Below are 24,088 nucleotides of genomic sequence, written 5' to 3' on the forward strand. Positions count from 1 at the left end.
TGTTCCGCGCAACTGGAGTAGATGATGCAGTTCTCTAAAATGCATGGCCTTGGCAACGATTTTATGGTCGTTGACGCGGTAACGCAGAATGTTTTTTTCTCGCCGGAGCTGATTCGCCGCCTGGCGGATCGCCACCTTGGCGTCGGGTTCGATCAGCTATTGGTCGTCGAACCGCCCTACGATCCGGATCTGGATTTCCACTACCGGATCTTTAACGCCGACGGCAGCGAAGTGTCGCAGTGCGGCAACGGCGCGCGCTGTTTTGCCCGCTTCGTCCGGCTGAAAGGCCTGACCAATAAACGTGATATCCGCGTGAGTACGGCCAACGGGCGTATGGTATTAAGCGTAACGGAAGACGATCTGGTGCGGGTGAACATGGGCGAGCCCAACTTCGAGCCGTCCCAGGTGCCGTTCCGCGCCAACAAAGCGGAAAAGACCTATATCATGCGTGCCGCCGAGCAGACAGTATTGTGCGGCGTGGTGTCCATGGGAAATCCGCACTGCGTCATCCAGGTTGATGATGTGGATACGGCGGCGGTGGAAACTCTCGGCCCGGTAATGGAAAGCCATGAGCGTTTTCCGGAGCGCGCCAATATCGGCTTTATGCAGGTGGTCGGCCGGTCTCATATCCGTCTGCGCGTCTACGAACGCGGCGCGGGGGAAACCCAGGCCTGCGGCAGCGGCGCCTGCGCCGCGGTGGCGGTGGGGATCCAGCAGGGGCTGCTGGCGGAAACGGTACGCGTGGAATTACCCGGCGGTCGTCTTGATATCGCCTGGAAAGGCCCGGGCCAGCCGCTGTTTATGACCGGCCCGGCGGCCCATGTCTATGATGGATTTATTCATTTATGAAACCAATCGGGGAAGAACAGCAGGAGGTTGCCAGCGCGTTGAACGATCGCGCAGTGGTGGACTATCTGTTGCAACATCCTGAATTTTTTATTCGTAATGCCGCCCAGGTCGAACATCTCCGCGTCCCGCATCCGGTACGTGGTACGATTTCGCTGGTGGAGTGGCACATGATGCGGGCGCGTAACCATATTCATGTGCTGGAAGAGAATATGTCGCTGCTGATGGAGCAGGCGGTCGCTAATGAAAGCCTGTTCCAGCGCCTGCTGCAGCTGCAAACGCGGCTGGCGGCGGCGGAGAGCCTCGACGATATGCTCAACCGCCTTCACCGCTGGGCACGCGAGCTGGGGCTGGCGGGCGCCACGGTGCGCCTGTTTCCTGACTGCTGGCGCCTCGGCGCGCCCTCGAAGTTTACCCATCTGGCATTAAACCGGCAGGCGTTTGAGCCGATCCGTATTCAACGTCTGGGCCAGGCGCGCCACTATCTTGGGCCGCTGAACGGCCCGGAGCTGCTGGTGGTGCTGCCGGAGGCGAAGGCCATTGGGTCTGTGGCGATATCGCTGCTGGGGGGCGATAATGCCCCGGGGGTGATGCTCTTCAGCAGCCGCGATGCGCAGCATTATCAGCCAGGGCAGGGGACGCAGCTGTTGCAGGAGATTGCCCAGATGCTGCCCGGCCTGCTGGAGCGCTGGATTGAACGCGCATGACCGATTCTCCTCTCTTCTCCGCCGTCGCCCGCTTTCTTCGCCATCTTGGCGTTGAACGCCAGCTCAGCCCGATCACGTTACTGAATTACCAGCGACAGCTGGACGCGCTGATCGCCCTGGCGGATGAGGCGGGCCTGAAAAGCTGGTCGCAGTGCGATGCCGCTCAGGTGCGAAGCTTTGCGGTGCGTAGTCGCCGCGCGGGGTTAGGCCCGGCAAGCCTGGCGCTTCGCCTGTCGGCGCTGCGCAGTTTCTTCGACTGGCTGGTCGGCCAGGGCGAGCTCAGCGCCAATCCGGCGAAGGGGATTGCCGCGCCGAAAATTCCCCGCCACCTGCCAAAAAATATTGACGTCGATGATGTCAATCGACTGCTGGATATCGATCTCAACGATCCGCTGGCGGTGCGCGATCGGGCGATGCTGGAGGTGATGTACGGCGCGGGATTGCGTTTGTCCGAACTGGTCAACCTGGATATCAAACACCTCGATCTCGAAAGCGGTGAGGTCTGGGTGATGGGCAAAGGCAGCAAGGAGCGTCGTTTGCCGATCGGTCGCAACGCGGTGGCATGGATTGAGCACTGGCTGGATTTGCGCGGCCTGTTCGGTACCGACGACGACGCGCTGTTTTTGTCGAAGCTGGGCAAACGTATTTCGGCGCGCAACGTACAGAAGCGATTCGCCGAGTGGGGGATTAAGCAGGGGCTGAACAGCCATGTGCACCCGCACAAGCTGCGCCACTCCTTTGCCACCCATATGCTGGAGTCGAGCGGCGATCTGCGCGGCGTGCAGGAGCTGCTGGGGCATGCTAACCTCTCCACCACCCAAATCTATACCCATCTTGATTTTCAACACCTTGCCTCGGTGTACGATGCCGCGCATCCGCGCGCTAAACGGGGGAAATAATGCGTTTTTACCGACCTCTGGGCCAGATTTCCGCGCTGACGTTTGACCTGGACGATACCCTTTACGATAACCGCCCGGTGATTGACCGGACGATGCACGAGTCGCTGGCCTTTGTGCGCAGCTACCATCCTTCGCTCAGCCAGTTCGACGCCCATGAGCTTAATCAGCTGCGTCAGACGCTGCTGGCTGCTGAACCTGAGATTTATCATGACGTGACCGTCTGGCGCCACCGTGCGCTGGAGTTAGGTATGCGTAATGCCGGGCTCTCCGCCGAAGCGGCGAAAGCGGGGGCCGATGCGGCGATGGAACACTTCGCCCACTGGCGCAGCCGCGTCGATGTCCCGCAGGAAACGCACGATACGCTGGCGAAGCTGGCGAAGAAGTGGCCGCTGGTGGCGATTACCAATGGCAACGCCCGCCCGGAACTGTTCGGTCTGAGCGACTATTTCCGCTTCGTGCTGCGCGCCGGGCCGGATGGCCGCTCCAAGCCGTTTGCCGACATGTACCACCTTGCGGCGGAGCGTCTGAATGTGCCGCTCGGGCAGATTCTGCACGTCGGCGATGATCTGACCACCGACGTGGCCGGCGCTATTCGCTGTGGGATGCAGGCCTGCTGGATCAAACCGCAAGGCGCGGACCTGATGCACACCGCGGACAGCCGCCTGCTGCCGCATATTGAAATTTCACGGTTGGCATCTCTGACCTCGCTGATATAATCACCAGTCACTCTGTATATATTAACAGGGGTTCGTGGAACCCCTTCTCTTCCGGCGGTGCCAATGGACGTTTCTTACCTGCTCGACAGCCTTAATGACAAACAGCGTGAAGCCGTAGCGGCCTCGCGCACCAATATGCTGGTTCTGGCAGGGGCGGGCAGTGGTAAGACGCGCGTTCTGGTGCACCGTATCGCCTGGCTGCTGAGCGTGGAGAACTGTTCCCCGTATTCCATTATGGCGGTGACCTTTACCAACAAAGCGGCGGCGGAGATGCGTCACCGTATCGGCCAGCTGATGGGCACCACCCAGGGCGGCATGTGGGTGGGCACCTTCCACGGCCTGGCGCACCGTTTGCTGCGCGCGCACCATCTGGATGCCAACCTGCCGCAGGACTTCCAAATCCTCGACAGCGAAGACCAGCTGCGTCTGCTGAAGCGTCTGATTAAGGCGATGAACCTCGATGAGAAACAGTGGCCGCCGCGCCAGGCAATGTGGTACATCAACAGCCAGAAAGATGAAGGACTGCGCCCGCATCATATTCAGAGCTACGGCAATCCGGTCGAGCAGACCTGGCAGAAGGTCTATCAGGCCTATCAGGAAGCCTGCGACCGCGCCGGGCTGGTGGACTTCGCCGAGCTGCTGCTGCGCGCCCACGAGCTGTGGCTGAACAAACCGCATATCCTGCAGCACTACCGCGAGCGCTTCACCAATATCCTCGTCGATGAATTCCAGGATACCAACAACATTCAGTACGCCTGGATCCGCCTGCTGGCGGGCGATACCGGCAAGGTGATGATCGTCGGCGATGACGATCAGTCTATCTATGGATGGCGCGGCGCGCAGGTCGAGAACATTCAGCGCTTCCTTAACGACTTCCCCGGCGCGGAAACCATCCGCCTGGAGCAGAACTATCGCTCGACCAGCAATATTCTCAGCGCTGCCAACGCCCTGATTGAAAACAACAACGGGCGCCTGGGCAAAAAGCTGTGGACCGACGGCGCCGACGGCGAGCCGATTTCGCTGTACTGCGCCTTCAACGATCTCGACGAAGCGCGCTTTGTGGTGAACCGAATTAAAACCTGGCAGGAGAACGGCGGTGCGCTGGAGCAATGCGCCATTCTCTATCGCAGTAACGCCCAGTCGCGCGTGCTGGAAGAGGCCCTCCTGCAGGCCAGTATGCCGTACCGTATCTACGGCGGCATGCGCTTCTTCGAGCGTCAGGAAATCAAAGACGCGCTCTCTTACCTGCGCCTTATCGCCAACCGCAACGACGACGCGGCCTTTGAGCGCGTAGTCAATACGCCGACCCGCGGCATTGGCGACCGCACGCTGGACGTGGTGCGCCAGACGTCGCGCGATCGCCAGCTGACGCTATGGCAGGCCAGTCGCGAGCTATTGAAAGAAAAAGCGCTGGCCGGTCGCGCCGCCAGCGCCCTGCAGCGCTTTATGGAGCTGATTGACGCGCTGGCGCAGGAGACCACCGATATGCCGCTGCACGTTCAGACCGATCGGGTGATTAAAGACTCCGGCCTGCGCGCGATGTACGAGCAGGAGAAAGGCGAGAAGGGCCAGACCCGTATTGAAAACTTAGAGGAGTTGGTGACGGCGACGCGCCAGTTCAGCTACAACGAAGAAGATGAAGATCTGATGCCGCTGCAGGCGTTCCTCTCCCACGCCGCGCTGGAAGCGGGCGAGGGGCAGGCGGACACCTGGCAGGACGCGGTTCAGCTGATGACCCTGCACTCGGCGAAAGGGCTGGAGTTCCCGCAGGTGTTCATCGTCGGCGTCGAAGAAGGGATGTTCCCGAGCCAGATGGCCCTTGATGAAGGCGGCCGCCTGGAAGAGGAGCGTCGCCTGGCCTACGTCGGCGTAACGCGCGCCATGCAGAAGCTGACGCTGACCTATGCGGAAACCCGCCGTCTGTACGGGAAAGAGGTTTATCACCGCCCGTCGCGCTTTATCGGCGAGCTGCCGCAGGAGTGCGTAGAAGAAGTGCGTCTGCGAGCCACGGTGAGCCGCCCGGTAAACCATCAGCGACTGGGCGCGCCGATTGCCGAGAGCGATACCGGCTACAAGTTAGGCCAGCGCGTACGGCATCCGAAGTTTGGCGAAGGCACTATTGTCAACCTCGAAGGCAGCGGCGAGCACAGCCGACTGCAGGTGGCTTTTCAGGGCCAGGGAATCAAATGGCTGGTGGCGGCTTACGCCCGGCTGGAGGCAGTGTAACTTTAAGAAAAATATCATTATTTTGTAATATTCTGCTACCTTTATACGTTAAGGCGCCTGATTTGCGCTTTCGCGTTCCGTTGCGTGTTGACGCCGATTTTGCGCTGGCGTAACATGCGCGCACGATTACGCTAAGAGGACATTCGCCTTGGACACACCCAGTAGATGCTGGCTCAACTTCCTGTCATTCAGGAACAACTCCTAAGGCTATCCTCTTATGCTGATAGCCTTAGCGGTTGTCAGCGACCTGCCCCATTCCCGTCGCGCTGAGTCAGGCTTAATGGTCTGAAACCCAATTTGTTTCTGTGTGCCCACCGAACTGTCCGATAATTTTTTTGCATTGGGAGTCCCGGTCATGCTGAGCGCATTTCAACTGGAAAACAATCGTTTAACGCGCCTGGAAGCCGATGAGATCAAACACCTCGCCAGCTCGGTGTGGGTCGATCTGGTCGAGCCTGACGACGATGAGCGAAGCCGCGTGCAGACGGAACTGGGTCAAAACCTGGCGACGCGCCCGGAACTGGAAGATATCGAAGCCTCCGCGCGTTTCTTTGAAGATGAAGACGGGTTACACATCCACTCGTTCTTCTTTTTTGAAGATGCCGACGATCACGCCGGCAACTCTACCGTGGCGTTTACCATCCGCGAAGGCCGCCTGTTCACACTGCGCGAGCGCGAACTACCCGCTTTCCGCCTCTACCGTATGCGCGTGCGTAACCAGACGCTGGTCGACGGCAACGCCTACGAACTGCTGCTCGACCTGTTCGAGACCAAAATCGAGCAGCTGGCGGATGAAATTGAAAACATCTACAGCGACCTGGAAAAGCTGAGCCGTGTCATTATGGAAGGCCATCAGGGCGACGAGTACGACGAAGCGCTGTCGACGCTGGCGGAACTGGAAGATATCGGCTGGAAGGTGCGACTCTGTCTGATGGATACCCAGCGCGCGCTGAACTTCCTCGTGCGCAAGGCGCGCCTGCCGGCGGGCCAGCTGGAGCAGGCGCGGGAGATCCTGCGCGATATCGAATCTCTGCTGCCGCACAACGAATCGCTGTTCCAGAAGGTGAACTTCCTGATGCAGGCGGCGATGGGTTTTATCAATATCGAGCAGAACCGCATAATCAAGATCTTCTCGGTGGTCTCGGTGGTATTCCTGCCGCCAACTCTGGTGGCCTCCAGTTACGGGATGAACTTTGAATTTATGCCGGAACTACACTGGAGCTTTGGTTATCCGGGAGCCATCGTGTTTATGATGCTGGCCGGCCTGGCGCCGTATCTCTACTTCAAGCGCAAAAACTGGCTGTAAAAAAAGGGAGCGTCGGCTCCCTTCTTTACTGGTTGATGCAGGCTTAGCCTCTGCGCAACCGGCGCTGGGTATACAGCGCATCGACGATAAACACCGCCAGCGCGACCCAGATAAAGCCAAAGGTCACCATTTTATCCTTGCCCGGCACTTCGCCGTAGAACGTCACCGCCAGCAGGAACATCAGCGTTGGGCCGATGTACTGGAAAAAGCCCAGCGTGGAGAGCCGCAGACGCGTTGCCGCCCCGGTAAAGCACAGCAAAGGGATGGTGGTCACCACGCCCGCGGCCATCAGCAGCAGATTGAGCGACCAGGGGTTCTCGCCCATATGGCTGGTCGGGCTGTCGGTGATGCCGAACAACCAGATTGCCGCCACCGGCAGCAGCCACAGCGTTTCCACCAGCATGCCGGTTTGCGCATCGACAGCAATTTTCTTTCGCACCAGGCCGTAAAAGGCAAAACTGAAAGCCAGCCCAAGACCGATTATCGGCAGCGAACCAAAGGTCCACAGCTGGACCAGCACGCCGCAAAAGGCGAGGATCACCGCCAGCCACTGCAGACGACGAAAGCGTTCGCCGAGGAAAATCATCCCCAACAAAATATTCACCAGCGGGTTGATAAAGTAGCCGAGGCTGGCTTCCAGCATATGGTGGTTATTCACCGCCCAGATGAACAACAGCCAGTTACCGCCGACCAGCACTGCCGAGAGCGCCAGCAGGAAGATCTTGCGCGGCGTTTTCAGCAGCTTTTTCACCTGTGGCCACTGGCGGCTGACGCTGATGAGCGCCACCATGAAGAAGAAAGACCAGATCACGCGATGGGTTAGAATTTCATCGGCGGGAACATAGTAGATAAGTTTGAAGTACGCTGGCGCGATACCCCAGATAAAGTAGGCGGCGAGGGCCAGAATGATCCCCAACCGCGTCTGTTTCGCATCCATCGGTAAAATCCATTGCCAAAGAGAGTGATGTTACTCGATTTTGGCCAATCAACCCACCATATAGGTGGCCGTTGCGCTGGCAATATAGACCTGAGCTTCGTTATGCAGTTCCACGCGGGCAACCGCCACTTTATTGCCGGCGCGCAGCAGGGTGCTGGTGGCGGTAAAACGTTCGCCGCGGCCCGGACGCAGGTAGTCCACGCGCAGGTCGATGGTTCCCATACGGGAAAGCCGTTGGCGCAACTCTTCTTCGTTGATGGTGTCATGGCGGGTAAGGGTACTGCCGACGCAGACCAGGCCAGCGGCAACGTCCAGCGCGGAGGCGATCACCCCGCCATGCAGAATGCTTTGCGCCCAGTTGCCGACCATCATCGGCTGATTATTAAAGCTAAGCTGGGCAAACGCTTTTTCGTAGCGTTCCAGTTCGAGACCGAGGGCGCGGTTAAACGGCATGTGATAGACGAAAATCTCCCCTACCAGTTTCAGGGCTGCTTCGGCAGTAAGTTCAGACATAACACCGGTTCCATTCGTTAATAAAATGTTGATTTTATGCTTCTAAAATATTGATTTCCACTTTCGGAGCGGATTAGGGGGCAGGTGATTAATAAACAGGTAGAATGGCTTCAGGTTAAACAAAAATAAAAACTATTTTTCAGGAGACCAGCATGCGTATCTCTTTGGCCTGCCTGGTGGCGCTGTGCGCGCTACCGGCCGGTGTTATGGCGCAGGACGCGTCGGTACACGACAAACCGGCAGTGCGCGGCAGCATTATCGCCAACCTGCTCCAGGACCATGATAATCCTTTCCTGCTCTACCCTTATGAGAGCAACTATCTGCTCTATACGTGGACCAGCGACCTCAATAAAGAGGCGATCCGCAGCTATGACTGGGCCGAAAATGCCCGTAAAGATGAAGTGAAGTTTCAGCTAAGCCTGGCGTTCCCGCTGTGGCGCGGTATCCTGGGCGATAATTCGCTGCTGGGCGCGTCCTATACCCAGAAATCCTGGTGGCAGCTCTCTAACAGCAAAGAGTCGGCGCCGTTTCGCGAAACCAATTATGAACCCCAGCTGTTTTTGGGCTTTGCGACCGACTACCAGTTTGCCGGCTGGACGCTGCGCGATATCGAGATGGGGTATAACCACGACTCGAATGGGCGTTCCGACCCCACCTCGCGCAGCTGGAATCGGCTTTATGCCCGCCTGATGGCGCAAAACGGTAACTGGCTGGTGGAAGTGAAGCCCTGGTATGTGGTGGGCAACACCGATGATAACCCGGATATCACCAAATATATGGGCTATTACCGGCTGAAGGTGGGCTACCAGCTGGGAGAGGCGATCCTCAGTGCGCAGGGGCAATACAACTGGAACACCGGCTACGGCGGGGCGGAACTTGGCGTGAGCTATCCCATTACCAAACATGTTCGCGCCTATACGCAGATCTACAGCGGCTATGGCGAGTCGCTTATCGACTATAACTTTAACCAAACGCGCGTCGGCGTCGGGCTAATGCTCAACGATCTGTTTTAATCGTTGCACTCTGGCTCGCAGGCGCTGAAAATAGCGCCTGTTTTCTTTTCAGGCAAATGGGGTCAACGTGGCACAGGCGGAAGTATTAAATCAGGAATCGCTGGCTAAGCAGGTTTTACAAGAGACCTTCGGCTACCAGCAGTTCCGTCCTGGCCAGGAAACGATTATCGAGACGGCGCTCGAAGGCCGGGACTGCCTGGTGGTCATGCCGACCGGTGGCGGCAAGTCGCTGTGCTATCAGGTGCCGGCGCTGGTCATGGGCGGTCTGACGGTCGTGGTCTCACCGCTGATCTCGCTGATGAAGGACCAGGTCGATCAGCTGCTGGCCAACGGCGTGGCGGCGGCTTGTCTGAACTCGACGCAAAGCCGCGAGCAGCAGCAGGAGGTGATGGCCGGCTGCCGCAGCGGGCAGGTTCGTCTGCTGTATATCGCGCCGGAACGGCTGATGCTGGATAACTTTCTTGAGCATCTGGCGAACTGGAACCTGGCGATGCTGGCGGTAGACGAGGCGCACTGTATCTCGCAGTGGGGCCATGACTTCCGTCCGGAATATGCCGCGCTGGGCCAGCTGCGTCAGCGGATGCCGCAGATCCCGTTTATGGCGTTGACCGCCACCGCCGATGATACCACCCGCCGCGATATCGTCCGCCTGCTGGGGCTTAACGATCCGCTGATTCAGGTCAGCAGCTTCGACCGGCCAAACATCCGCTATATGCTGATGGAGAAATTCAAGCCGCTCGACCAGCTGATGCGCTACGTTCAGGATCAGCGCGGCAAATCGGGCATTATCTACTGCAACAGCCGTTCGAAAGTGGAAGACACCGCCGCCAGGCTGCAAAGCCGCGGTATTAGCGCGGCGGCTTACCATGCCGGTCTGGAAAACGACGTGCGCGCCGAGGTGCAGGAGAAATTCCAGCGCGACGATCTGCAGATCGTGGTGGCGACGGTGGCCTTCGGGATGGGCATTAACAAGCCGAACGTCCGCTTTGTGGTGCATTTTGATATTCCGCGCAATATTGAATCCTACTATCAGGAGACCGGCCGCGCCGGGCGTGATGGCCTGCCGGCGGAAGCGATGCTGTTTTACGATCCGGCGGATATGGCGTGGCTGCGCCGCTGTCTGGAAGAAAAACCCGCCGGGCCGCTACAGGATATCGAACGGCATAAGCTGAATGCGATGGGGGCGTTTGCCGAAGCGCAGACCTGTCGCCGTCTGGTGCTGCTGAACTATTTTGGCGAAGGGCGTCAGGAGCCGTGCGGCAACTGCGATATCTGTCTTGACCCGCCAAAGCAGTACGATGGCTTAATGGACGCCCGCAAGGCGCTTTCAACGATTTACCGGGTCAATCAACGTTTCGGGATGGGTTACGTGGTGGAGGTCCTGCGCGGGGCCAACAACCATCGCATCCGAGAGATGGGCCACGATAAGCTGCCGGTTTACGGTATCGGCCGGGAGCAAAGTCACGAGCACTGGGTGAGCGTGATCCGCCAGCTGATTCACCTTGGGCTGGTGACGCAGAATATCGCCCAGCACTCCGCGCTGCAGCTGACCGAAGCCGCGCGACCGGTGCTGCGTGGCGAAGTGCCGCTGCAGCTCGCCGTGCCGCGTATCGTGGCGCTGAAGCCAAAGGCGATGCAGAAATCCTTTGGCGGCAATTACGACCGTAAACTGTTCGCCAAGCTGCGCAAATTACGTAAAGCGATCGCCGACGAAGAGAACATCCCGCCATATGTGGTCTTCAACGACGCGACGCTTATCGAGATGGCCGAACAATCGCCGCTGACCGCCGGCGAAATGCTCAGCGTCAACGGCGTGGGGACACGCAAGCTCGAGCGTTTCGGGAAGCCGTTTATGGCGCTGATCCGGGCGCATGTTGATGGCGACGATGAGTAGTCAGCTGGCTGAAAAAGTGCCAGAATAGTTTCTCTCTTCATTATTTTCCTGCGAGTTAACTATGCTGATGCTTTTCCTCACCGTGGCGCTGGTGCATATCATTGCGCTGATGAGCCCGGGGCCGGACTTTTTCTTTGTCTCACAAACGGCCATCAGCCGCTCGCGAAGAGAGGCGATGATGGGTGTGCTGGGGATTACCTGCGGCGTCATGGTCTGGGCGGGAGTGGCGCTGCTCGGCCTGAACCTGATCCTCGCCCGGATGGCGTGGCTGCATAACATTATAATGGTCGGCGGGGGCCTGTATCTATGCTGGATGGGCTACCAGATGCTGCGTGGCGCGCTGAAAAAAGAGAAGGTGGCCTCGGCGGAGCCGCAGGTGGAGCTGGCCCGCAGCGGACGCAGCTTCGTGAAGGGATTGCTGACCAATCTGGCGAATCCGAAAGCGATTATCTACTTCGGCTCGGTGTTTTCGCTGTTCGTGGGTGACAGCGTCGGCGCCGGCGCGCGCTGGGGCATTTTCCTGCTGATTATCGTTGAGACGCTGGCCTGGTTTATGGTGGTTGCCAGCCTGTTCGCCCTGCCGGGGATGCGCCGCGGCTATCAGCGGATGGCGAAGTGGATCGACGGTATCGCCGGTACGCTGTTTGCGGGCTTCGGCATCCACCTGATTATCTCGCGTTAACCGGCATGCTGTTTCCCACCCGGTTGTTTCCGGGTGGGAAAGTATCAGTGGCGAAGCCGCTGCAGCTCGTCTTCAGACAGACCGGTCATTTCCATAATCGCCTGGTCATCAATACCGCGACTGCGCATCGCTTCGGCAACCTGCACCAGAGCCTGGTATTTACCTTCTTTTATGCCCTGCTGTACGCCTTTCTCCATACCTTCTGCAAGCCATGTTTCCGCCAGCGTCATCAGTAATCCTCCATGCTGCGGCACGCGCTGTGCCAGCCCGTACAAGAGTGTCCGAGTATCTTCGGCATCCCCTGCCTGAGCCATATAGTTTACCAATACGGTGATTTGTTGTCCGCTCATCTGCTCCAGCATTAAGAGGTGGGTCAACTTATCCAGCAATTGCGCCATATCGCGCTGGCGGATGTGCTTTTGCACCAGCGTCAGGGCTGCCATGCTGCGGTGCTGCATGATGTCGTCGTCGGGGATCACCGTGATATCGACCAGCGGAAACGACCCGCTATAGAGCTGGCTGGCGGTCTCAGGATCGGCAAAATTATCCAGCCAGCGCATCGACCAGGGATAGGGGCTGCGTCGTCCCTGATAGAAGAGAATAGGGATAACCAGAGGCAGCGTTTTATGGCCGCTCTCCAGGTGCCGCTGCATGGCGGCGATGGCATAGCGCATTAAGCGAAAGGCCATCAGCTTATCGGGTGCGCTCTGGTGCTCGATCAGAACATGGACATAGCCCGAACCGCGGGTGGTTTCCAGCGAATAAAGGATATCGCTGTAGTAAGGCCTGAGATCGTCTTCGAGAAAGCTGCCGGATTCCAGACGCAGGGTGTCCAGTTTGCAGATCTGTGTTAACGACGGAGGCAGGTGGAGCTCGATAAAATCGCGCGCCGTCTCTACCCGTGAGAGAAAAGTTTTAAATACCGCATCATGAGGGGTCGCCGTTTCCGCCATTGCCGTTCATCCATGAATCACGTATCTGGCGGCATCCTGGCACGGCGGGTTCAGCGCCGACAGCGGGCAAAAAAATTAATTACCCACTTTGCGCGCCGGCTCGCGCAGAGAGAAAGCGTTGTTCACCTGGCGAGCCTCTCTTTGCGAGCGAGATTCCATGATTCAGGCATGGCGGGCGGAGGCGAGCAGCGCCCCGACCAGCATAAACAGTGAACCAAAGACTTTGTTCAACGCCTTCATCTGCTTTGGCCCTTTGATCCATGCGGAAATGCGCTGCGCCAGGGTCGCATAGCCAATCATCACAATGATATCGACGACGATGGTGGTGACGCCCAGAACGAGATATTGCATCACCTGCGGCTGGTGCGGCAGGATAAACTGCGGAAACAGGGCGGCCAGAAAAACAATGCTTTTGGGATTGGTGAGATTTACGAACACCGCGCGCTGAAACAGTTTGCCGCGCGTCTGCGCCTTCGCCAGCGTATTCAGGTCGATCGCCCCTGCCGCCCGCCATTGCTGGATACCCAGCCAGATCAGGTAGGCGGCGCCGGCCCATTTTAGCACCTCAAAGGCCAGCACCGAGCGGGAGAAGAGAGTGCCGAGACCAACGCCAACCAGCACGATATGAATGGCCAGCCCGGTCTGCAAACCGGCAATCGACGCCGCCGCGCCGCGGTATCCGTGGTTAATGGAAGTGGTCATGGTATTAATCGCTCCGGAACCCGGCGACAGGCTGAGAATAATTGATGTCAGCAGGTAGGCGAACCACCACTCAATGGTCATGAGAAACTCCCTGATTGTCTGTTTTTATGCCACAATACGCTATTGTGTCAGCATTGTGTGATACACGGTAAAAAAACGATTTTCAGCGGTTAACAGGGGTGTAAACCCGATGTTTGGGCAGAAAAAGGACTGGGAAACACGAGAAAACGCGTTTGCGGCCTTTAGCATGGGGCCGCTGACGGATTTCTGGCGACAGCGCGAAGAAGCTGAATTTAAAGGCGTCGACGATGTACCGGTACGCTTTGTCCGCTTTTGCGCGCAACATAACGATCGTCTGGTGTTGATTTGCCCCGGGCGCATTGAAAGCTACGTGAAGTATGCTGAAGTGGCCTACGATCTCTTTCACTGCGGCTTTGACGTGATGATCATTGACCATCGCGGGCAGGGACGCTCGGGCCGCCTGCTCTCAGATACCCACCGCGGACACGTGGTTAACTTCAGCGACTATGTTGATGACCTGGCCGCGCTCTGGCAGCAGCAGGTGGTTCCTGGACACTGGCGAAAACGGTTTATCCTTGCTCATTCTATGGGCGGAGCGATTGCCACGCTTTTTCTGCAACGTTACCGGGCGCATTGCGATGCAATAGCGCTCTGCGCGCCGATGTTCGGGATTATCATTCGGCTGCCGGACTGGATGGTGCGCCATATTCTCGACTGGGCTGAGGGCCATCAGCGCATTCGCGAAGAGTATGCCATCGGCACCGGGCGCTGGCGGGCGCTGCCTTTTGCCGTTAACGTGCTGACGCACAGTCGGCAACGCTATCGTCGCAACCTGCGCTTCTATGCCGATGAGCCGCGGCTGCAGGTCGGCGGTCCGACCTGGCACTGGGTGCGTGAGGGCATGCTGGCCGGCGACGAAGTGCTGGCGAATGTGGAAAAAGATACCGCCCCGACGCTGCTTTTACAGGCGGAAGAGGAGCGGGTGGTCGATAATCTGATGCACGACCGCTATTGCGAATTACGGGCCGCTGCCGGCCATCCCTGTGAGGGCGGTAAGCCGCTCGTCATTGAAGGGGCATATCATGAGATCCTTTTTGAAAAGGACGCTATGCGCTCAGTCGCGCTCAATGCCATCGTCGAGTTTTTCAATCGACATACTTAATCCGACGATAACGCTCGTCGCCCTGCTTAGAGGTTAACTTTTTTATGTACCAGGTTGTTGCGTCTGATTTAGACGGCACGCTGCTTTCCCCCGATCATTTCCTGACCCCGTATGCCAAAGAGACGCTAAAGCTGCTTACCGCCCGTGGGATCAATTTCGTCTTCGCCACCGGCCGTCACTACATCGACGTCGGGCAAATCCGCGATAATCTCGGCATCCGGTCGTACATGATCACCTCTAACGGCGCCCGCGTTCACGATAGCGATGGTCAGCAAATCTTTGCCCATAACCTCGATCGCGATATTGCCGCCGACCTGTTTGAGATCGTGCGTAACGACCCGAAAATCGTCACTAACGTTTATCGGGAAGACGAGTGGTATATGAACCGCCATCGTCCGGAAGAGATGCGCTTCTTCAAGGAGGCGGTGTTTAACTACAAGCTGTATGAGCCGGGCGAACTGGATCCGCAGGGGATCAGCAAAGTATTCTTTACCTGCGAGGATCATGAGCATCTGCTGCCGCTGGAGCAGGCGATGAACGCCCGCTGGGGCGATCGGGTGAACGTCAGCTTCTCCACCTTAACCTGCCTGGAAGTCATGGCGGGTGGGGTATCGAAGGGGCATGCGCTGGAGGCGGTGGCGAAGATGCTCGGCTACACTCTTTCCGATTGCATCGCCTTCGGCGACGGTATGAACGACGCTGAGATGCTGTCGATGGCTGGCAAAGGCTGCATCATGGCCAACGCCCACCAGCGGCTGAAGGATCTGCATCCGGAACTGGAAGTGATCGGCAGTAACGCCGACGATGCTGTCCCGCACTACCTGCGTAAGCTATACCTCGACTGAAAAAGATTGACGACTGGCGAATAAGCGTCCAGTCGTCAACCTGACTCTTCGCTACAATGCCTGTTCTTTATCCAACGAGACGACCATTGTGGCGCTGTTAATTATCACCACTATCCTGTGGGCCTTTTCTTTTAGCCTGATTGGCGAATACCTGGCCGGTAGCGTCGACAGCTATTTTTCGGTGCTGATGCGCGTGGGCCTGGCGGCGCTGGTGTTCCTGCCTTTCCTGCGCACGCGCGGCCAGTCTCCGCGCACGATCGTGCTCTATATGCTGGTGGGCGCGATGCAGCTAGGCATCATGTACCTGCTGGCTTTCCGCGCCTATATCTATCTGACGGTCTCGGAATTTCTGCTGTTTACCGTGTTTACTCCCCTGTATATCACGCTGATCTACGACCTGCTCAGCGGACGTAAGCTGCGCTGGGGCTATCTGCTGAGTGCCGCGCTGGCGGTGCTGGGGGCGGCGATTATCCGCTATGACAAAGTCAGCGATCATTTCTGGACCGGGCTGTTACTGGTACAGCTGTCAAACCTCTGCTTCGCCATCGGTATGGTGGGGTATAAGCGTCTGATGGAGGTGCGTCCGATGCCGCAGCACAATGCCTTTGCCTGGTTCTATGTCGGGGCCTTTATCGTGGCGGTGGCGGCGTGGTTTATGCTCGGCAACGCCCAGAAGCTGCCGACCACCACGCTGCAGTGGAGCGTGCTGGTGTGGCTCGGCGTGGTGGCTTCCGGGCTGGGTTACTTTATGTGGAACTATGGCGCCACCCAGGTGGATGCCGGCACGCTGGGGATCATGAATAACGTCCATGTCCCCGCCGGGCTGCTGGTTAACCTTGCCATCTGGCAGGAGCAGCCGCACTGGCCGAGCTTTATTAGCGGAGCGTTGGTGATCCTGGCCTCGCTGTGGGTCCATCGCCGCTGGGTCGCTCCGCACTCCGGACAAACGGCAGATGATCGCAGGCGTGGTTCCGCGCAGAGCGAATAAACGCTTCGGTGACCGGTTGACGCTGTTCGCCATCGCGAACGGCCGCGTACAACCGGCTCCATAACCCCTCACCCAGGGTTTTGGTGACCACCAGGCCCTGGCGTTCAAAGCTTTCCACCACCCAGTGCGGCAGCGCGGCGATGCCCATCCGGGCAGCCACCATCTGGATCAACAACAGCGTGTTATCGACGCTTTTCAGCTGCGGGCTGATGCCGGCCGGCTGCAGGAAGTGGCGCCAGATATCGAGGCGCCCGCGCTGCACCGGATAAATCAACAGCGTTTCCGCGGCCAGATCCTCCGGGGTAACCAGCGTCTTCATAGCTAACGGATGCTCGGGCGCCAGCACCAGACGCACCTCAAAATCAAACATCGGCGAGTAGTGCAGGCCGCTGCGCGGCAGAATATCGGAGGTCATCACCAGATCCAGTTCACCCTGCTGCAGCGCAGGCTGTGGGTCGAAGGTGACGCCGGAATGGAAGTCGACCTCCACATGTGGCCAGCGGGCGCGGAAATTCTCCAGCGCCGGCGTCAGCCACTGAATACAGCTGTGACATTCGATAGCCAGCCTCAGCCGGGTCTGCTGTGGTTCGTTACAGTCCTGCAGGGCGCGAGCGATCTGCGGCAGCACCTGGTTGGCCAGCTGTAAGAGGATTTCCCCCTGAGGCGTAAAACGCAGCGGCTGGCTCTTACGCACAAAGAGACGAAAGCCAAGGCGCTGTTCCAGATCGCTGAACTGGTGAGACAAGGCGGACTGGGTCTGGTGCAGGGCCGCTGCCGCACCCGCCAGTGAACCGCTGTTCCGCAACGCTTGCAGCGTTTTCAGATGTTTAATTTCGATCATGAAAGTCCTTCACTTCGCCATGAGCAATTTGCGCTTGAGGAATATACAGTAACTGTCAATTATGGATGTGTAAACATCTGGACGTCTAAAACTCGTCATATTTCGACTTGCAGATGCGTTGGCTGCCTTGCTTACCCCAGTCACTTCCTTCAGTAAGCTCCTGGGGATGCGCATCGTTGCCGCCTTCCTGCAAGCCGAACTATTGAGATTTTTTCTTCAGATTCAATGAAATAAGAGAGGAACATAAATGACAATTATTAACCACACCCTCGGTTTTCCTCGCGTTGGCCTGCGCCGCGAGCTGAAAAAAGCGCAAGAGAGCTACTGGGCGGGCAACGCCACTCGCGAGGAACTGCTGGCGGTAGGCCGTGAGCTGCGCGCCCGTCACTGGGAGCAGCAGAAACAGGCGGGCGTTGATCTGCTGCCGGTGGGGGATTTCGCCTGGTACGACCATGTTCTGACTACCAGCCTGCTGCTTGGCAACGTGCCGGCTCGTCATCAGAACAAAGACGGATCCATCGACATCGATACCCTGTTCCGCATTGGCCGCGGCCGCGCGCCGACTGGCGAACCGGCCGCCGCTGCGGAAATGACCAAATGGTTCAACACCAACTATCACTATATGGTGCCGGAGTTCGTGAAGGGCCAGCAGTTCAAACTGAGCTGGACCCAACTGCTGGATGAAGTAGACGAAGCGCTGGCGCTGGGCCACAAGATCAAGCCCGTGCTGCTGGGGCCGGTAACCTATCTGTGGCTGGGTAAAGTGAAAGGTGAACCGTTTGACCGCCTGACCCTGCTGAATACCATCCTGCCGGTTTACCAGCAGGTGCTGGCCGAACTGGCGAAGCGCGGCATCGATTGGGTGCAGATTGATGAACCGGCGCTGGTGCTGGAGCTGCCGCCAGCGTGGCTGGAGGCCTTTCAACCGGCTTATGACGCCCTGCAGGGCCAGGTGAAGCTGCTGCTGACTACCTATTTTGAAGGCGTTAGCGACAATCTCGCGACCATTGCTGCGCTACCGGTCCAGGGGCTGCACGTCGATCTGGTGCACGGCAAAGATGATGTTGCCGAACTGCACAACCGCCTGCCGGCCGACTGGCTGCTGTCCGCGGGCTTGATCAATGGGCGTAACGTCTGGCGCGCCGATCTCACCGAAAAGTATGCGCAAATTAAAGACCTCGTCGGTAAGCGCGAGCTATGGGTCGCGTCATCCTGCTCTCTGCTGCATAGCCCGATCGATCTAAGCGTGGAGACGCGCCTTGATGCGGAAGTGAAGAGCTGGTTTGCCTTCGCGCTGCAGAAATGCGGTGAGCTGGCGCTGCTGCGCGATGCGCTGAACAGCGGCGATACAGCGGCGATTACCGAGTGGAGCGCGCCAATCCAGGCCCGTCGCCATTCGACCCGCGTGCACAACGCGGAGGTGGAAAAACGGCTGGCGGCGATCACTGCTCAGGACAGCCAGCGCGCCAGCCCCTATGAGGTTCGCGCGCAGGCACAGCGCCAGCGCTTTAACCTGCCGAAATGGCCGACCACCACCATCGGGTCATTCCCGCAAACGACCGAGATCCGCGGCCTGCGCCTGGACTTCAAAAAGGGTAACCTTGACGCCAGTCATTATCGGACGGGGATTGCGGAACATATTAAGCAGGCGATCGTCGAGCAGGAGCGGTTAGGTTTAGACGTACTGGTGCACGGGGAGGCCGAGCGGAACGACATGGTGGAATACTTCGGCGAACATCTGGACGGTTTTATCTTCACGCAAAACGGCTGGGTGCAGAGCTATGGTTCCCGCTGCGTGAAGCCGCCGGTGGTGATCGGCGACGTCAGCCGTCCGCAGGCGATCACCGTCGACTGGGCGAAGTATGCGCAGTCGCTGACCGACAAGCCGGTGAAAGGGATGCTCACTGGACCGGTGACCATTCTGTGCTGGTCCTTCCCGCGGGAGGATGTCAGCCGTGAAACCATCGCGAAACAGATTGCGCTGGCCCTGCGTGATGAAGTGGCGGATCTGGAGGCGGCGGGGATCGGCATCATCCAGATTGATGAGCCGGCGCTGCGCGAAGGGTTACCGCTGAAGCGCAGCGACTGGGATGCCTATCTGCAGTGGGGTGTGGAAGCCTTCCGCCTTAATGCTGCGGTCGCCAAAGACGACACGCAGATCCATACTCACATGTGCTATTGCGAGTTCAATGACATCATGGACTCCATTGCCGCGCTGGACGCTGACGTGATCACCATTGAAACCTCGCGGTCCGATATGGAGCTGCTGGAGTCGTTCGAAGCGTTCGAGTACCCCAATGAGATCGGGCCGGGAGTATATGATATTCACTCGCCAAACGTGCCGAGCGTGGAGTGGATCGAAGCGCTGCTGAAGAAAGCTGCGCAGCGTATCCCGGTGGAGCGACTGTGGGTTAACCCGGACTGCGGCCTGAAAACTCGCGGCTGGCCGGAAACCCGCGCCGCGCTGGCGAATATGGTGCAAGCGGCGCGAAATCTGCGCCAGTCCGCCTAATCGTTACGCGAAAAATCAAAAAGGAGGCATTTGCCTCCTTTTTTCATGCTTAGGGCGATTACCCTTTTTTACCGCCATACTGAGCAAACCAGGCGAGCATCCGCTGCCAGCCGTCTTTGGCTGACTCTTCATGATAGCTGGCGCGATAGTCGGCGTTAAAGGCATGATCGGCTTCGGGATAGACCACGATTTCCGCCGTGGCGTTGGCTGCCCGCAGCGCCTGACGCATAGTCTCGACGGTGTCCTGCGGAATGCTGGCGTCTTTAGCGCCGTACAGACCAAGCACCGGGGCGTTGAGATCGACGGCGATATCTACCGGGTGCTTCGGCGAATTCAGTGATTTTTCTCCCACCAGCTTACCGTACCAGGCCACTGCCGCTTTAAGCTGCGGGTTATGCGCGGCATACAGCCAGGTAATGCGTCCGCCCCAGCAGAAGCCGGTGATCAGCAGACGATGGGCATCGCCGCCGTGGCGCGCCGCCCAGCTGGCGACGTGGTCGAGATCCGCCAGCACCTGCGCGTCCGGCACCTTGCTGACCAGCTCTTTGAACAGGGTCGGGATATCGTGGTACTCATTCGGATCGCCCTGACGGAAGTACAATTCAGGCGCGATAGCCAGATAGCCTTCCTGTGCCAGGCGGCGACAAAGATCGCGAATATGTTCATGCACGCCGAAAATTTCCTGTACCACGATAACGATCGGCAGCGGACCGTCGGCATTTTTCGGGCGGGCGTGGTAGGCCGGCATGTTTTCACCCTGAGAGGGAATCGACGTCTCTCCGGCGATAATATGCTCTTCCGGCGTATGAACGGCGGTTGCGGCGTGTGGTGAAGCTGCAGGTGCGAATCCAGGTTGCTTGGTGGTGGTCATGGTATTCTCCGTACCCTTATTTATTAGCGCATCAGTAACTATAGACCCTTTACCTTTAGTTCGGGCGGTAATAAAGCACAGTGCCTGAAAGCGGCTATCTTTTGTTCTGTGATGATGAATATAACTTGTTAATGTGATGTGTATCACTATTTACTGAAAAACAACTGCAACCATTATTGGTCTTGGTGACTATCATCACAAAATGTTGCCAGGGGCTTCTGTACAGTACCGTTTTGCTTCTGCTGATAATTCGACCCACAGAGGAGTTTTTTATGTCCAAGTCTGATGTTTTTCATCTCGGCCTCACCAAGAACGATTTACAAGGGGCTACGCTGGCTATCGTCCCTGGCGATCCGGAGCGTGTGGAAAAGATCGCCGCGCTGATGGATAAGCCGGTTAAACTGGCATCTCACCGCGAATTTACCTCCTGGCGCGCGGAGCTGGACGGCAAACCAGTGATCGTCTGCTCTACCGGCATCGGCGGCCCGTCGACTTCCATCGCCGTGGAAGAGCTGGCGCAGCTGGGGGTGCGTACCTTCCTGCGTATCGGCACCACCGGCGCGATTCAGCCACATATCAATGTTGGCGATGTACTGGTGACGACCGGTTCTGTCCGTCTGGACGGCGCCAGCCTGCACTTCGCGCCGATGGAATTCCCGGCCGTCGCAGACTTCGCCTGCACCACCGCGCTGGTGGAAGCGGCGAAATCAATCGGCGCCACCACCCATATCGGCGTAACCGCTTCCTCGGATACCTTCTACCCGGGCCAGGAGCGTTACGACACCTTCTCCGGCCGCGTCGTGAGCCGCTTCAAGGGCTCAATGGAAGAGTGGCAGGCAATGGGCGTGATGAACTATGAAATGGAATCCGCCACGCTGCTGACCATGTGCGCCAGCCAGGGCCTGCGCGCCGGGATGGTGGCTGGGGTTATCGTGAACCGTACCCAGCAAGAGATCCCTAACGCCGAAACCATGAAGCAAACCGAAAGCCACGCGGTGAAAATCGTCGTGGAAGCGGCGCGTCGTCTGCTGTAATTCAACTCTTTCCCTGTCAGGCCGGATCCTCCGGCCTTTCTTTTTTGCGTCGCCTCTCGCAGGAAATTCCTTTTAAACTGGACGTTTGTACAGCACAATTCTATTTTGTGTCATCAGGTTATCGCAGGGGGCGTCGTGGATCTCTCCATTATTATCAGCGCGGTTATCGCACTGGCAGCCGGGTTAATGGTCGGCTGGCTGGCGACCAAAGCGCGTGCCGATCAAATTCGGGCCGATCTCATCGAGGAACGGCGAGAGTTGGATATTGAGCTGAGCGCCGCCCGCCAGCAACTGGCGCAGGAGGCCCACTGGCGTGAGGAGTGTGAGCTGCTGAACAACGAGCTGCGCAGCCTACGGGATATCAATACCTCGCTCGAGGCCGATCTCCGTGAGGTCACCACCCGGCTCGAATCCACCCAGCTGCATGCGGAAGATAAGATCCGCCAGATGATGAACAGCGAGCAGCGCCTTAGCGAGCAGTTTGAAAACCTCGCCAACCGTATTTTCGAACACAGCAACCGGCGGGTCGATGAGCAAAACCGCCAGAGCCTGCATGGCCTGCTGACGCCGCTACGCGAACAGCTGGACGGGTTCCGCCGCCAGGTGCAGGAGAGCTTTGGCCAGGAGGCGCGTGAAAGACATACCCTGGCGCATGAGATCCGCAATCTGCAGCAGTTGAACGCGCAGATGGCACAGGAGGCGCTGAACCTGACCAAAGCGCTGAAGGGGGATAACAAAACTCAGGGCAACTGGGGGGAAGTGGTCTTAACCCGCGTGCTGGAGGCCTCCGGCCTGCGCGAAGGCTATGAGTACCAGACTCAGGTCAGTATTGAGACCGACAACCGCTCGCGGATGCAGCCGGACGTTATCGTGCGCCTGCCGCAGGGTAAGGACGTGGTGATCGACGCCAAAATGACCCTGGTCGCCTATGAGCGCTATTTCAACGCCGAAGACGACTACACCCGCGAAGTCGCGCTGCAGGAACACCTTGCCTCGGTGCGAAACCATATTCGCCTGCTGGGACGCAAGGATTATCAACAGCTGCCTGGCCTGCGCTCGCTCGACTATGTGCTGATGTTTATTCCCGTTGAGCCGGCGTTCCTGCTGGCCATCGATCGCCAGCCTGAGCTCATCAGCGAGGCGCTGCAAAATAATATTATGCTGGTTAGCCCGACGACGCTGCTGGTAGCCCTGCGCACTATCGCCAATCTGTGGCGCTATGAGCACCAGAGTCGTAACGCGCAGAAGATTGCCGAGCGGGCGGGGCGCCTTTACGACAAAATGCGCCTGTTTGTGGATGATATGTCCGCCATCGGCCAGAGCCTGGATAAGGCGCAAGAGAGCTATCGCCAGGCGATGAAAAAGCTCGCTTCCGGGCGTGGTAATCTGCTGGCCCAGGCGGAGGCCTTTCGCGGCCTGGGCGTGGAGGTCAAGCGCGGGATTAATCCTGATTTAGTCGAACAAGCTACGGCTCAGGACGAGCAATATCGTCTCGAAGATGAGGATAACCTGCCGGAAAATGACGCATTTTCCCCCGACTCTGCCGAGACGGTGCGTAGCCGGGAGGCGGCTCCGCCACGCTGAAACGTATGGGAAATGCGCTGAGTCTGATACACTCAGTGAACATTTTCTTGAAAAGCAAGCAGGCATAGAGATGGTTGAGGATTCACAAGAAACGACGCACTTTGGCTTTCAGACGGTCGCTAAAGAGCAGAAAGCAGATATGGTGGCGCATGTATTCCATTCTGTCGCCGCAAAATATGATGTGATGAACGACTTGATGTCGTTTGGGATCCATCGTTTGTGGAAGCGTTTCACCATCGACTGCAGCGGCGTACGTCGCGGGCAGACCGTGCTGGATCTGGCTGGTGGTACCGGTGATTTGACGGCCAAGTTCTCCCGCCTGGTAGGGGAAACCGGCCGCGTCATGCTTGCTGATATCAATGATTCTATGCTCAAAATGGGCCGCGAAAAGCTGCGCAATATCGGCATCGTAGGCAACGTTGAGTATGTTCAGGCCAACGCGGAAGCCCTGCCTTTTGCTGATAATACCTTTGACTGCATCACCATCTCTTTCGGTCTGCGTAACGTGACCGACAAAGAGAAAGCGCTGCGTTCGATGTACCGCGTGCTGAAGCCGGGCGGACGTCTGCTGGTGCTGGAGTTTTCTAAACCCATTATCGAACCGCTGAGCAAAGCCTACGACGCTTACTCCTTCCATATCCTGCCGAAGGTGGGCGAGCTGGTGGCAAAAGATGGCGACAGTTATCGCTACCTGGCGGAATCTATTCGTATGCATCCGGACCAGGAAACCCTGAAAGGGATGATGCAGGATGCGGGCTTCGAAAACGTGGATTACTACAACCTGACGGCGGGTATCGTTGCTTTGCATCGCGGTTACAAGTTCTGACAGGAGGGAC

Annotated in this window: 23 protein-coding genes; 17 read left to right on the forward strand and 6 right to left on the reverse strand. The window is 58.1% G+C overall.

The annotated features are described in order from the left end of the window. The first annotated feature begins 24 nt into the window (after nt 1-24). The 7 genes from dapF to corA all read left to right on the forward strand — a co-directional run bounded on the left by dapF (nt 25) and on the right by corA (nt 6,700). Entirely contained in the window at nt 25-849 is an 825-nt protein-coding gene (gene dapF, locus DR88_RS01420) for a diaminopimelate epimerase (RefSeq protein ID WP_002883394.1), read from the forward strand. Continuing rightward, nucleotides 846-1,553, forward strand: a complete 708-nt coding sequence (locus tag DR88_RS01415; protein ID WP_002883395.1) for a DUF484 domain-containing protein — start codon at nt 846-848, stop codon at nt 1,551-1,553. Before dapF ends, DR88_RS01415 begins: the two co-directional genes overlap by 4 nt. After that, nucleotides 1,550-2,452: a tyrosine recombinase XerC gene (xerC, locus tag DR88_RS01410; RefSeq protein ID WP_002883396.1), complete on the forward strand. Its 903-nt coding sequence runs from the start codon at nt 1,550-1,552 to the stop codon at nt 2,450-2,452. The genes DR88_RS01415 and xerC overlap by 4 nt, the downstream gene beginning before the upstream one ends. Continuing rightward, on the forward strand, nt 2,452-3,168 hold the full coding sequence (gene yigB / locus DR88_RS01405) for a 5-amino-6-(5-phospho-D-ribitylamino)uracil phosphatase YigB (protein WP_002883397.1): 717 nt from the start codon (nt 2,452-2,454) through the stop codon (nt 3,166-3,168). The genes xerC and yigB overlap by 1 nt, the downstream gene beginning before the upstream one ends. Before the next feature lie 63 nt (nt 3,169-3,231). Beyond that, nucleotides 3,232-5,394, forward strand: coding sequence for a DNA helicase II (uvrD, locus tag DR88_RS01400; protein WP_002883398.1), 2,163 nt, complete (start codon nt 3,232-3,234; stop codon nt 5,392-5,394). 148 nt (nt 5,395-5,542) lie between these two features. After that, the gene (gene ysgD, locus DR88_RS31800) at nt 5,543-5,599 is read left to right on the forward strand and encodes a YsgD/CorL family protein (RefSeq protein WP_349815745.1); all 57 of its coding nucleotides are present in this window, start codon (nt 5,543-5,545) and stop codon (nt 5,597-5,599) included. 150 nt (nt 5,600-5,749) lie between these two features. Then, nucleotides 5,750-6,700 (forward strand): magnesium/cobalt transporter CorA, encoded by a 951-nt coding sequence (gene corA / locus DR88_RS01395; RefSeq protein ID WP_002883400.1) that lies wholly within the window; start codon nt 5,750-5,752, stop codon nt 6,698-6,700. A gap of 43 nt (nt 6,701-6,743) precedes the next feature. Here the strand turns inward: corA and rarD are convergent, their stop codons facing one another. Continuing rightward, on the reverse strand, nt 6,744-7,637 hold the full coding sequence (rarD, locus tag DR88_RS01390; RefSeq protein WP_002883402.1) for an EamA family transporter RarD: 894 nt from the start codon (nt 7,635-7,637) through the stop codon (nt 6,744-6,746). A gap of 48 nt (nt 7,638-7,685) precedes the next feature. Beyond that, nucleotides 7,686-8,150 carry an acyl-CoA thioesterase YigI gene (yigI, locus tag DR88_RS01385; RefSeq protein WP_002883404.1) on the reverse strand — a complete coding sequence of 155 codons (465 nt, stop codon included), beginning with the start codon at nt 8,148-8,150 and terminating at the stop codon, nt 7,686-7,688. A gap of 152 nt (nt 8,151-8,302) precedes the next feature. Here yigI and pldA point away from each other — a divergent pair, with 152 nt between their 5' ends. The 3 genes from pldA (at nt 8,303) to rhtC (ending at nt 11,739) form a co-directional block, all read left to right on the forward strand. After that, nucleotides 8,303-9,163 carry a phospholipase A gene (gene pldA / locus DR88_RS01380; RefSeq protein ID WP_002883408.1) on the forward strand — a complete coding sequence of 287 codons (861 nt, stop codon included), beginning with the start codon at nt 8,303-8,305 and terminating at the stop codon, nt 9,161-9,163. Between the two features lie 67 nt (nt 9,164-9,230). Further along, entirely contained in the window at nt 9,231-11,057 is a 1,827-nt protein-coding gene (recQ, locus tag DR88_RS01375; protein WP_004150440.1) for an ATP-dependent DNA helicase RecQ, read from the forward strand. A gap of 61 nt (nt 11,058-11,118) precedes the next feature. Next, nucleotides 11,119-11,739 carry a threonine export protein RhtC gene (gene rhtC, locus DR88_RS01370; protein ID WP_004152056.1) on the forward strand — a complete coding sequence of 207 codons (621 nt, stop codon included), beginning with the start codon at nt 11,119-11,121 and terminating at the stop codon, nt 11,737-11,739. Between the two features lie 44 nt (nt 11,740-11,783). On the opposite strand, the gene DR88_RS01365 is transcribed toward rhtC, so the two are convergent. Then, a complete protein-coding gene (locus DR88_RS01365; RefSeq protein ID WP_025861862.1) occupies nt 11,784-12,692 on the reverse strand; it encodes an Rpn family recombination-promoting nuclease/putative transposase in 909 nt (302 codons plus the stop codon). A 162-nt stretch (nt 12,693-12,854) separates the two neighbouring features. Then, on the reverse strand, nt 12,855-13,475 hold the full coding sequence (gene rhtB, locus DR88_RS01360; RefSeq protein ID WP_002883411.1) for a homoserine/homoserine lactone efflux protein: 621 nt from the start codon (nt 13,473-13,475) through the stop codon (nt 12,855-12,857). Nucleotides 13,476-13,584: 109 nt separating this feature from the next. On the opposite strand from rhtB, the gene pldB reads away from it, so the two are divergent. The 3 genes from pldB (at nt 13,585) to DR88_RS01345 (ending at nt 16,410) form a co-directional block, all read left to right on the forward strand. After that, nucleotides 13,585-14,577, forward strand: coding sequence for a lysophospholipase L2 (gene pldB, locus DR88_RS01355; protein ID WP_002883412.1), 993 nt, complete (start codon nt 13,585-13,587; stop codon nt 14,575-14,577). Nucleotides 14,578-14,621: 44 nt separating this feature from the next. Continuing rightward, on the forward strand, nt 14,622-15,422 hold the full coding sequence (gene yigL / locus DR88_RS01350; RefSeq protein ID WP_004146466.1) for a sugar/pyridoxal phosphate phosphatase YigL: 801 nt from the start codon (nt 14,622-14,624) through the stop codon (nt 15,420-15,422). Nucleotides 15,423-15,510: 88 nt separating this feature from the next. Further along, nucleotides 15,511-16,410, forward strand: coding sequence for a carboxylate/amino acid/amine transporter (locus DR88_RS01345; protein WP_021440999.1), 900 nt, complete (start codon nt 15,511-15,513; stop codon nt 16,408-16,410). Here DR88_RS01345 and metR read toward each other — a convergent pair. Further along, complete coding sequence (gene metR, locus DR88_RS01340) at nt 16,298-17,251, reverse strand: HTH-type transcriptional regulator MetR (RefSeq protein ID WP_002883415.1); 954 nt, start codon at nt 17,249-17,251, stop codon at nt 16,298-16,300. The genes DR88_RS01345 and metR overlap by 113 nt on opposite strands. 247 nt (nt 17,252-17,498) lie before the next feature. Between metR and metE the strand changes: the two genes are divergently transcribed. Beyond that, nucleotides 17,499-19,763 carry a 5-methyltetrahydropteroyltriglutamate--homocysteine S-methyltransferase gene (gene metE / locus DR88_RS01335; protein WP_004150445.1) on the forward strand — a complete coding sequence of 755 codons (2,265 nt, stop codon included), beginning with the start codon at nt 17,499-17,501 and terminating at the stop codon, nt 19,761-19,763. A 58-nt stretch (nt 19,764-19,821) separates the two neighbouring features. Here metE and DR88_RS01330 read toward each other — a convergent pair whose 3' ends face one another. Beyond that, nucleotides 19,822-20,634, reverse strand: a complete 813-nt coding sequence (locus tag DR88_RS01330) for a dienelactone hydrolase family protein (protein WP_002883417.1) — start codon at nt 20,632-20,634, stop codon at nt 19,822-19,824. 272 nt (nt 20,635-20,906) lie between these two features. Between DR88_RS01330 and udp the strand changes: the two genes are divergently transcribed. The 3 genes from udp to ubiE all read left to right on the forward strand — a co-directional run bounded on the left by udp (nt 20,907) and on the right by ubiE (nt 24,078). Beyond that, nucleotides 20,907-21,668, forward strand: coding sequence for a uridine phosphorylase (gene udp, locus DR88_RS01325; protein ID WP_004181652.1), 762 nt, complete (start codon nt 20,907-20,909; stop codon nt 21,666-21,668). A 135-nt stretch (nt 21,669-21,803) separates the two neighbouring features. Continuing rightward, nucleotides 21,804-23,252, forward strand: coding sequence for a DNA recombination protein RmuC (gene rmuC, locus DR88_RS01320; RefSeq protein WP_002883420.1), 1,449 nt, complete (start codon nt 21,804-21,806; stop codon nt 23,250-23,252). Between the two features lie 70 nt (nt 23,253-23,322). After that, entirely contained in the window at nt 23,323-24,078 is a 756-nt protein-coding gene (gene ubiE, locus DR88_RS01315; protein ID WP_002883421.1) for a bifunctional demethylmenaquinone methyltransferase/2-methoxy-6-polyprenyl-1,4-benzoquinol methylase UbiE, read from the forward strand. Nucleotides 24,079-24,088: the final 10 nt, after the last annotated feature.

It is taken from the genome of Klebsiella pneumoniae (genome assembly GCF_000742135.1).
GTDB lineage: Bacteria > Pseudomonadota > Gammaproteobacteria > Enterobacterales > Enterobacteriaceae > Klebsiella > Klebsiella pneumoniae.

Bases quoted from the DNA above. Each gene is read 5' to 3' on its own strand.
- dapF (WP_002883394.1), top strand. From the start codon at position 25: ATGCAGTTCTCTAAAATGCATGGCCTTGGCAACGATTTTATGGTCGTT.
- DR88_RS01415 (WP_002883395.1), top strand. From the start codon at position 846: ATGAAACCAATCGGGGAAGAACAGCAGGAGGTTGCCAGCGCGTTGAAC.
- xerC (WP_002883396.1), top strand. From the start codon at position 1,550: ATGACCGATTCTCCTCTCTTCTCCGCCGTCGCCCGCTTTCTTCGCCAT.
- yigB (WP_002883397.1), top strand. From the start codon at position 2,452: ATGCGTTTTTACCGACCTCTGGGCCAGATTTCCGCGCTGACGTTTGAC.
- uvrD (WP_002883398.1), top strand. From the start codon at position 3,232: ATGGACGTTTCTTACCTGCTCGACAGCCTTAATGACAAACAGCGTGAA.
- corA (WP_002883400.1), top strand. From the start codon at position 5,750: ATGCTGAGCGCATTTCAACTGGAAAACAATCGTTTAACGCGCCTGGAA.
- rarD (WP_002883402.1), bottom strand. From the start codon at position 7,637: ATGGATGCGAAACAGACGCGGTTGGGGATCATTCTGGCCCTCGCCGCC.
- yigI (WP_002883404.1), bottom strand. From the start codon at position 8,150: ATGTCTGAACTTACTGCCGAAGCAGCCCTGAAACTGGTAGGGGAGATT.
- pldA (WP_002883408.1), top strand. From the start codon at position 8,303: ATGCGTATCTCTTTGGCCTGCCTGGTGGCGCTGTGCGCGCTACCGGCC.
- rhtC (WP_004152056.1), top strand. From the start codon at position 11,119: ATGCTGATGCTTTTCCTCACCGTGGCGCTGGTGCATATCATTGCGCTG.
- DR88_RS01365 (WP_025861862.1), bottom strand. From the start codon at position 12,692: ATGGCGGAAACGGCGACCCCTCATGATGCGGTATTTAAAACTTTTCTC.
- rhtB (WP_002883411.1), bottom strand. From the start codon at position 13,475: ATGACCATTGAGTGGTGGTTCGCCTACCTGCTGACATCAATTATTCTC.
- pldB (WP_002883412.1), top strand. From the start codon at position 13,585: ATGTTTGGGCAGAAAAAGGACTGGGAAACACGAGAAAACGCGTTTGCG.
- yigL (WP_004146466.1), top strand. From the start codon at position 14,622: ATGTACCAGGTTGTTGCGTCTGATTTAGACGGCACGCTGCTTTCCCCC.
- metR (WP_002883415.1), bottom strand. From the start codon at position 17,251: ATGATCGAAATTAAACATCTGAAAACGCTGCAAGCGTTGCGGAACAGC.
- metE (WP_004150445.1), top strand. From the start codon at position 17,499: ATGACAATTATTAACCACACCCTCGGTTTTCCTCGCGTTGGCCTGCGC.
- DR88_RS01330 (WP_002883417.1), bottom strand. From the start codon at position 20,634: ATGACCACCACCAAGCAACCTGGATTCGCACCTGCAGCTTCACCACAC.
- udp (WP_004181652.1), top strand. From the start codon at position 20,907: ATGTCCAAGTCTGATGTTTTTCATCTCGGCCTCACCAAGAACGATTTA.
- ubiE (WP_002883421.1), top strand. From the start codon at position 23,323: ATGGTTGAGGATTCACAAGAAACGACGCACTTTGGCTTTCAGACGGTC.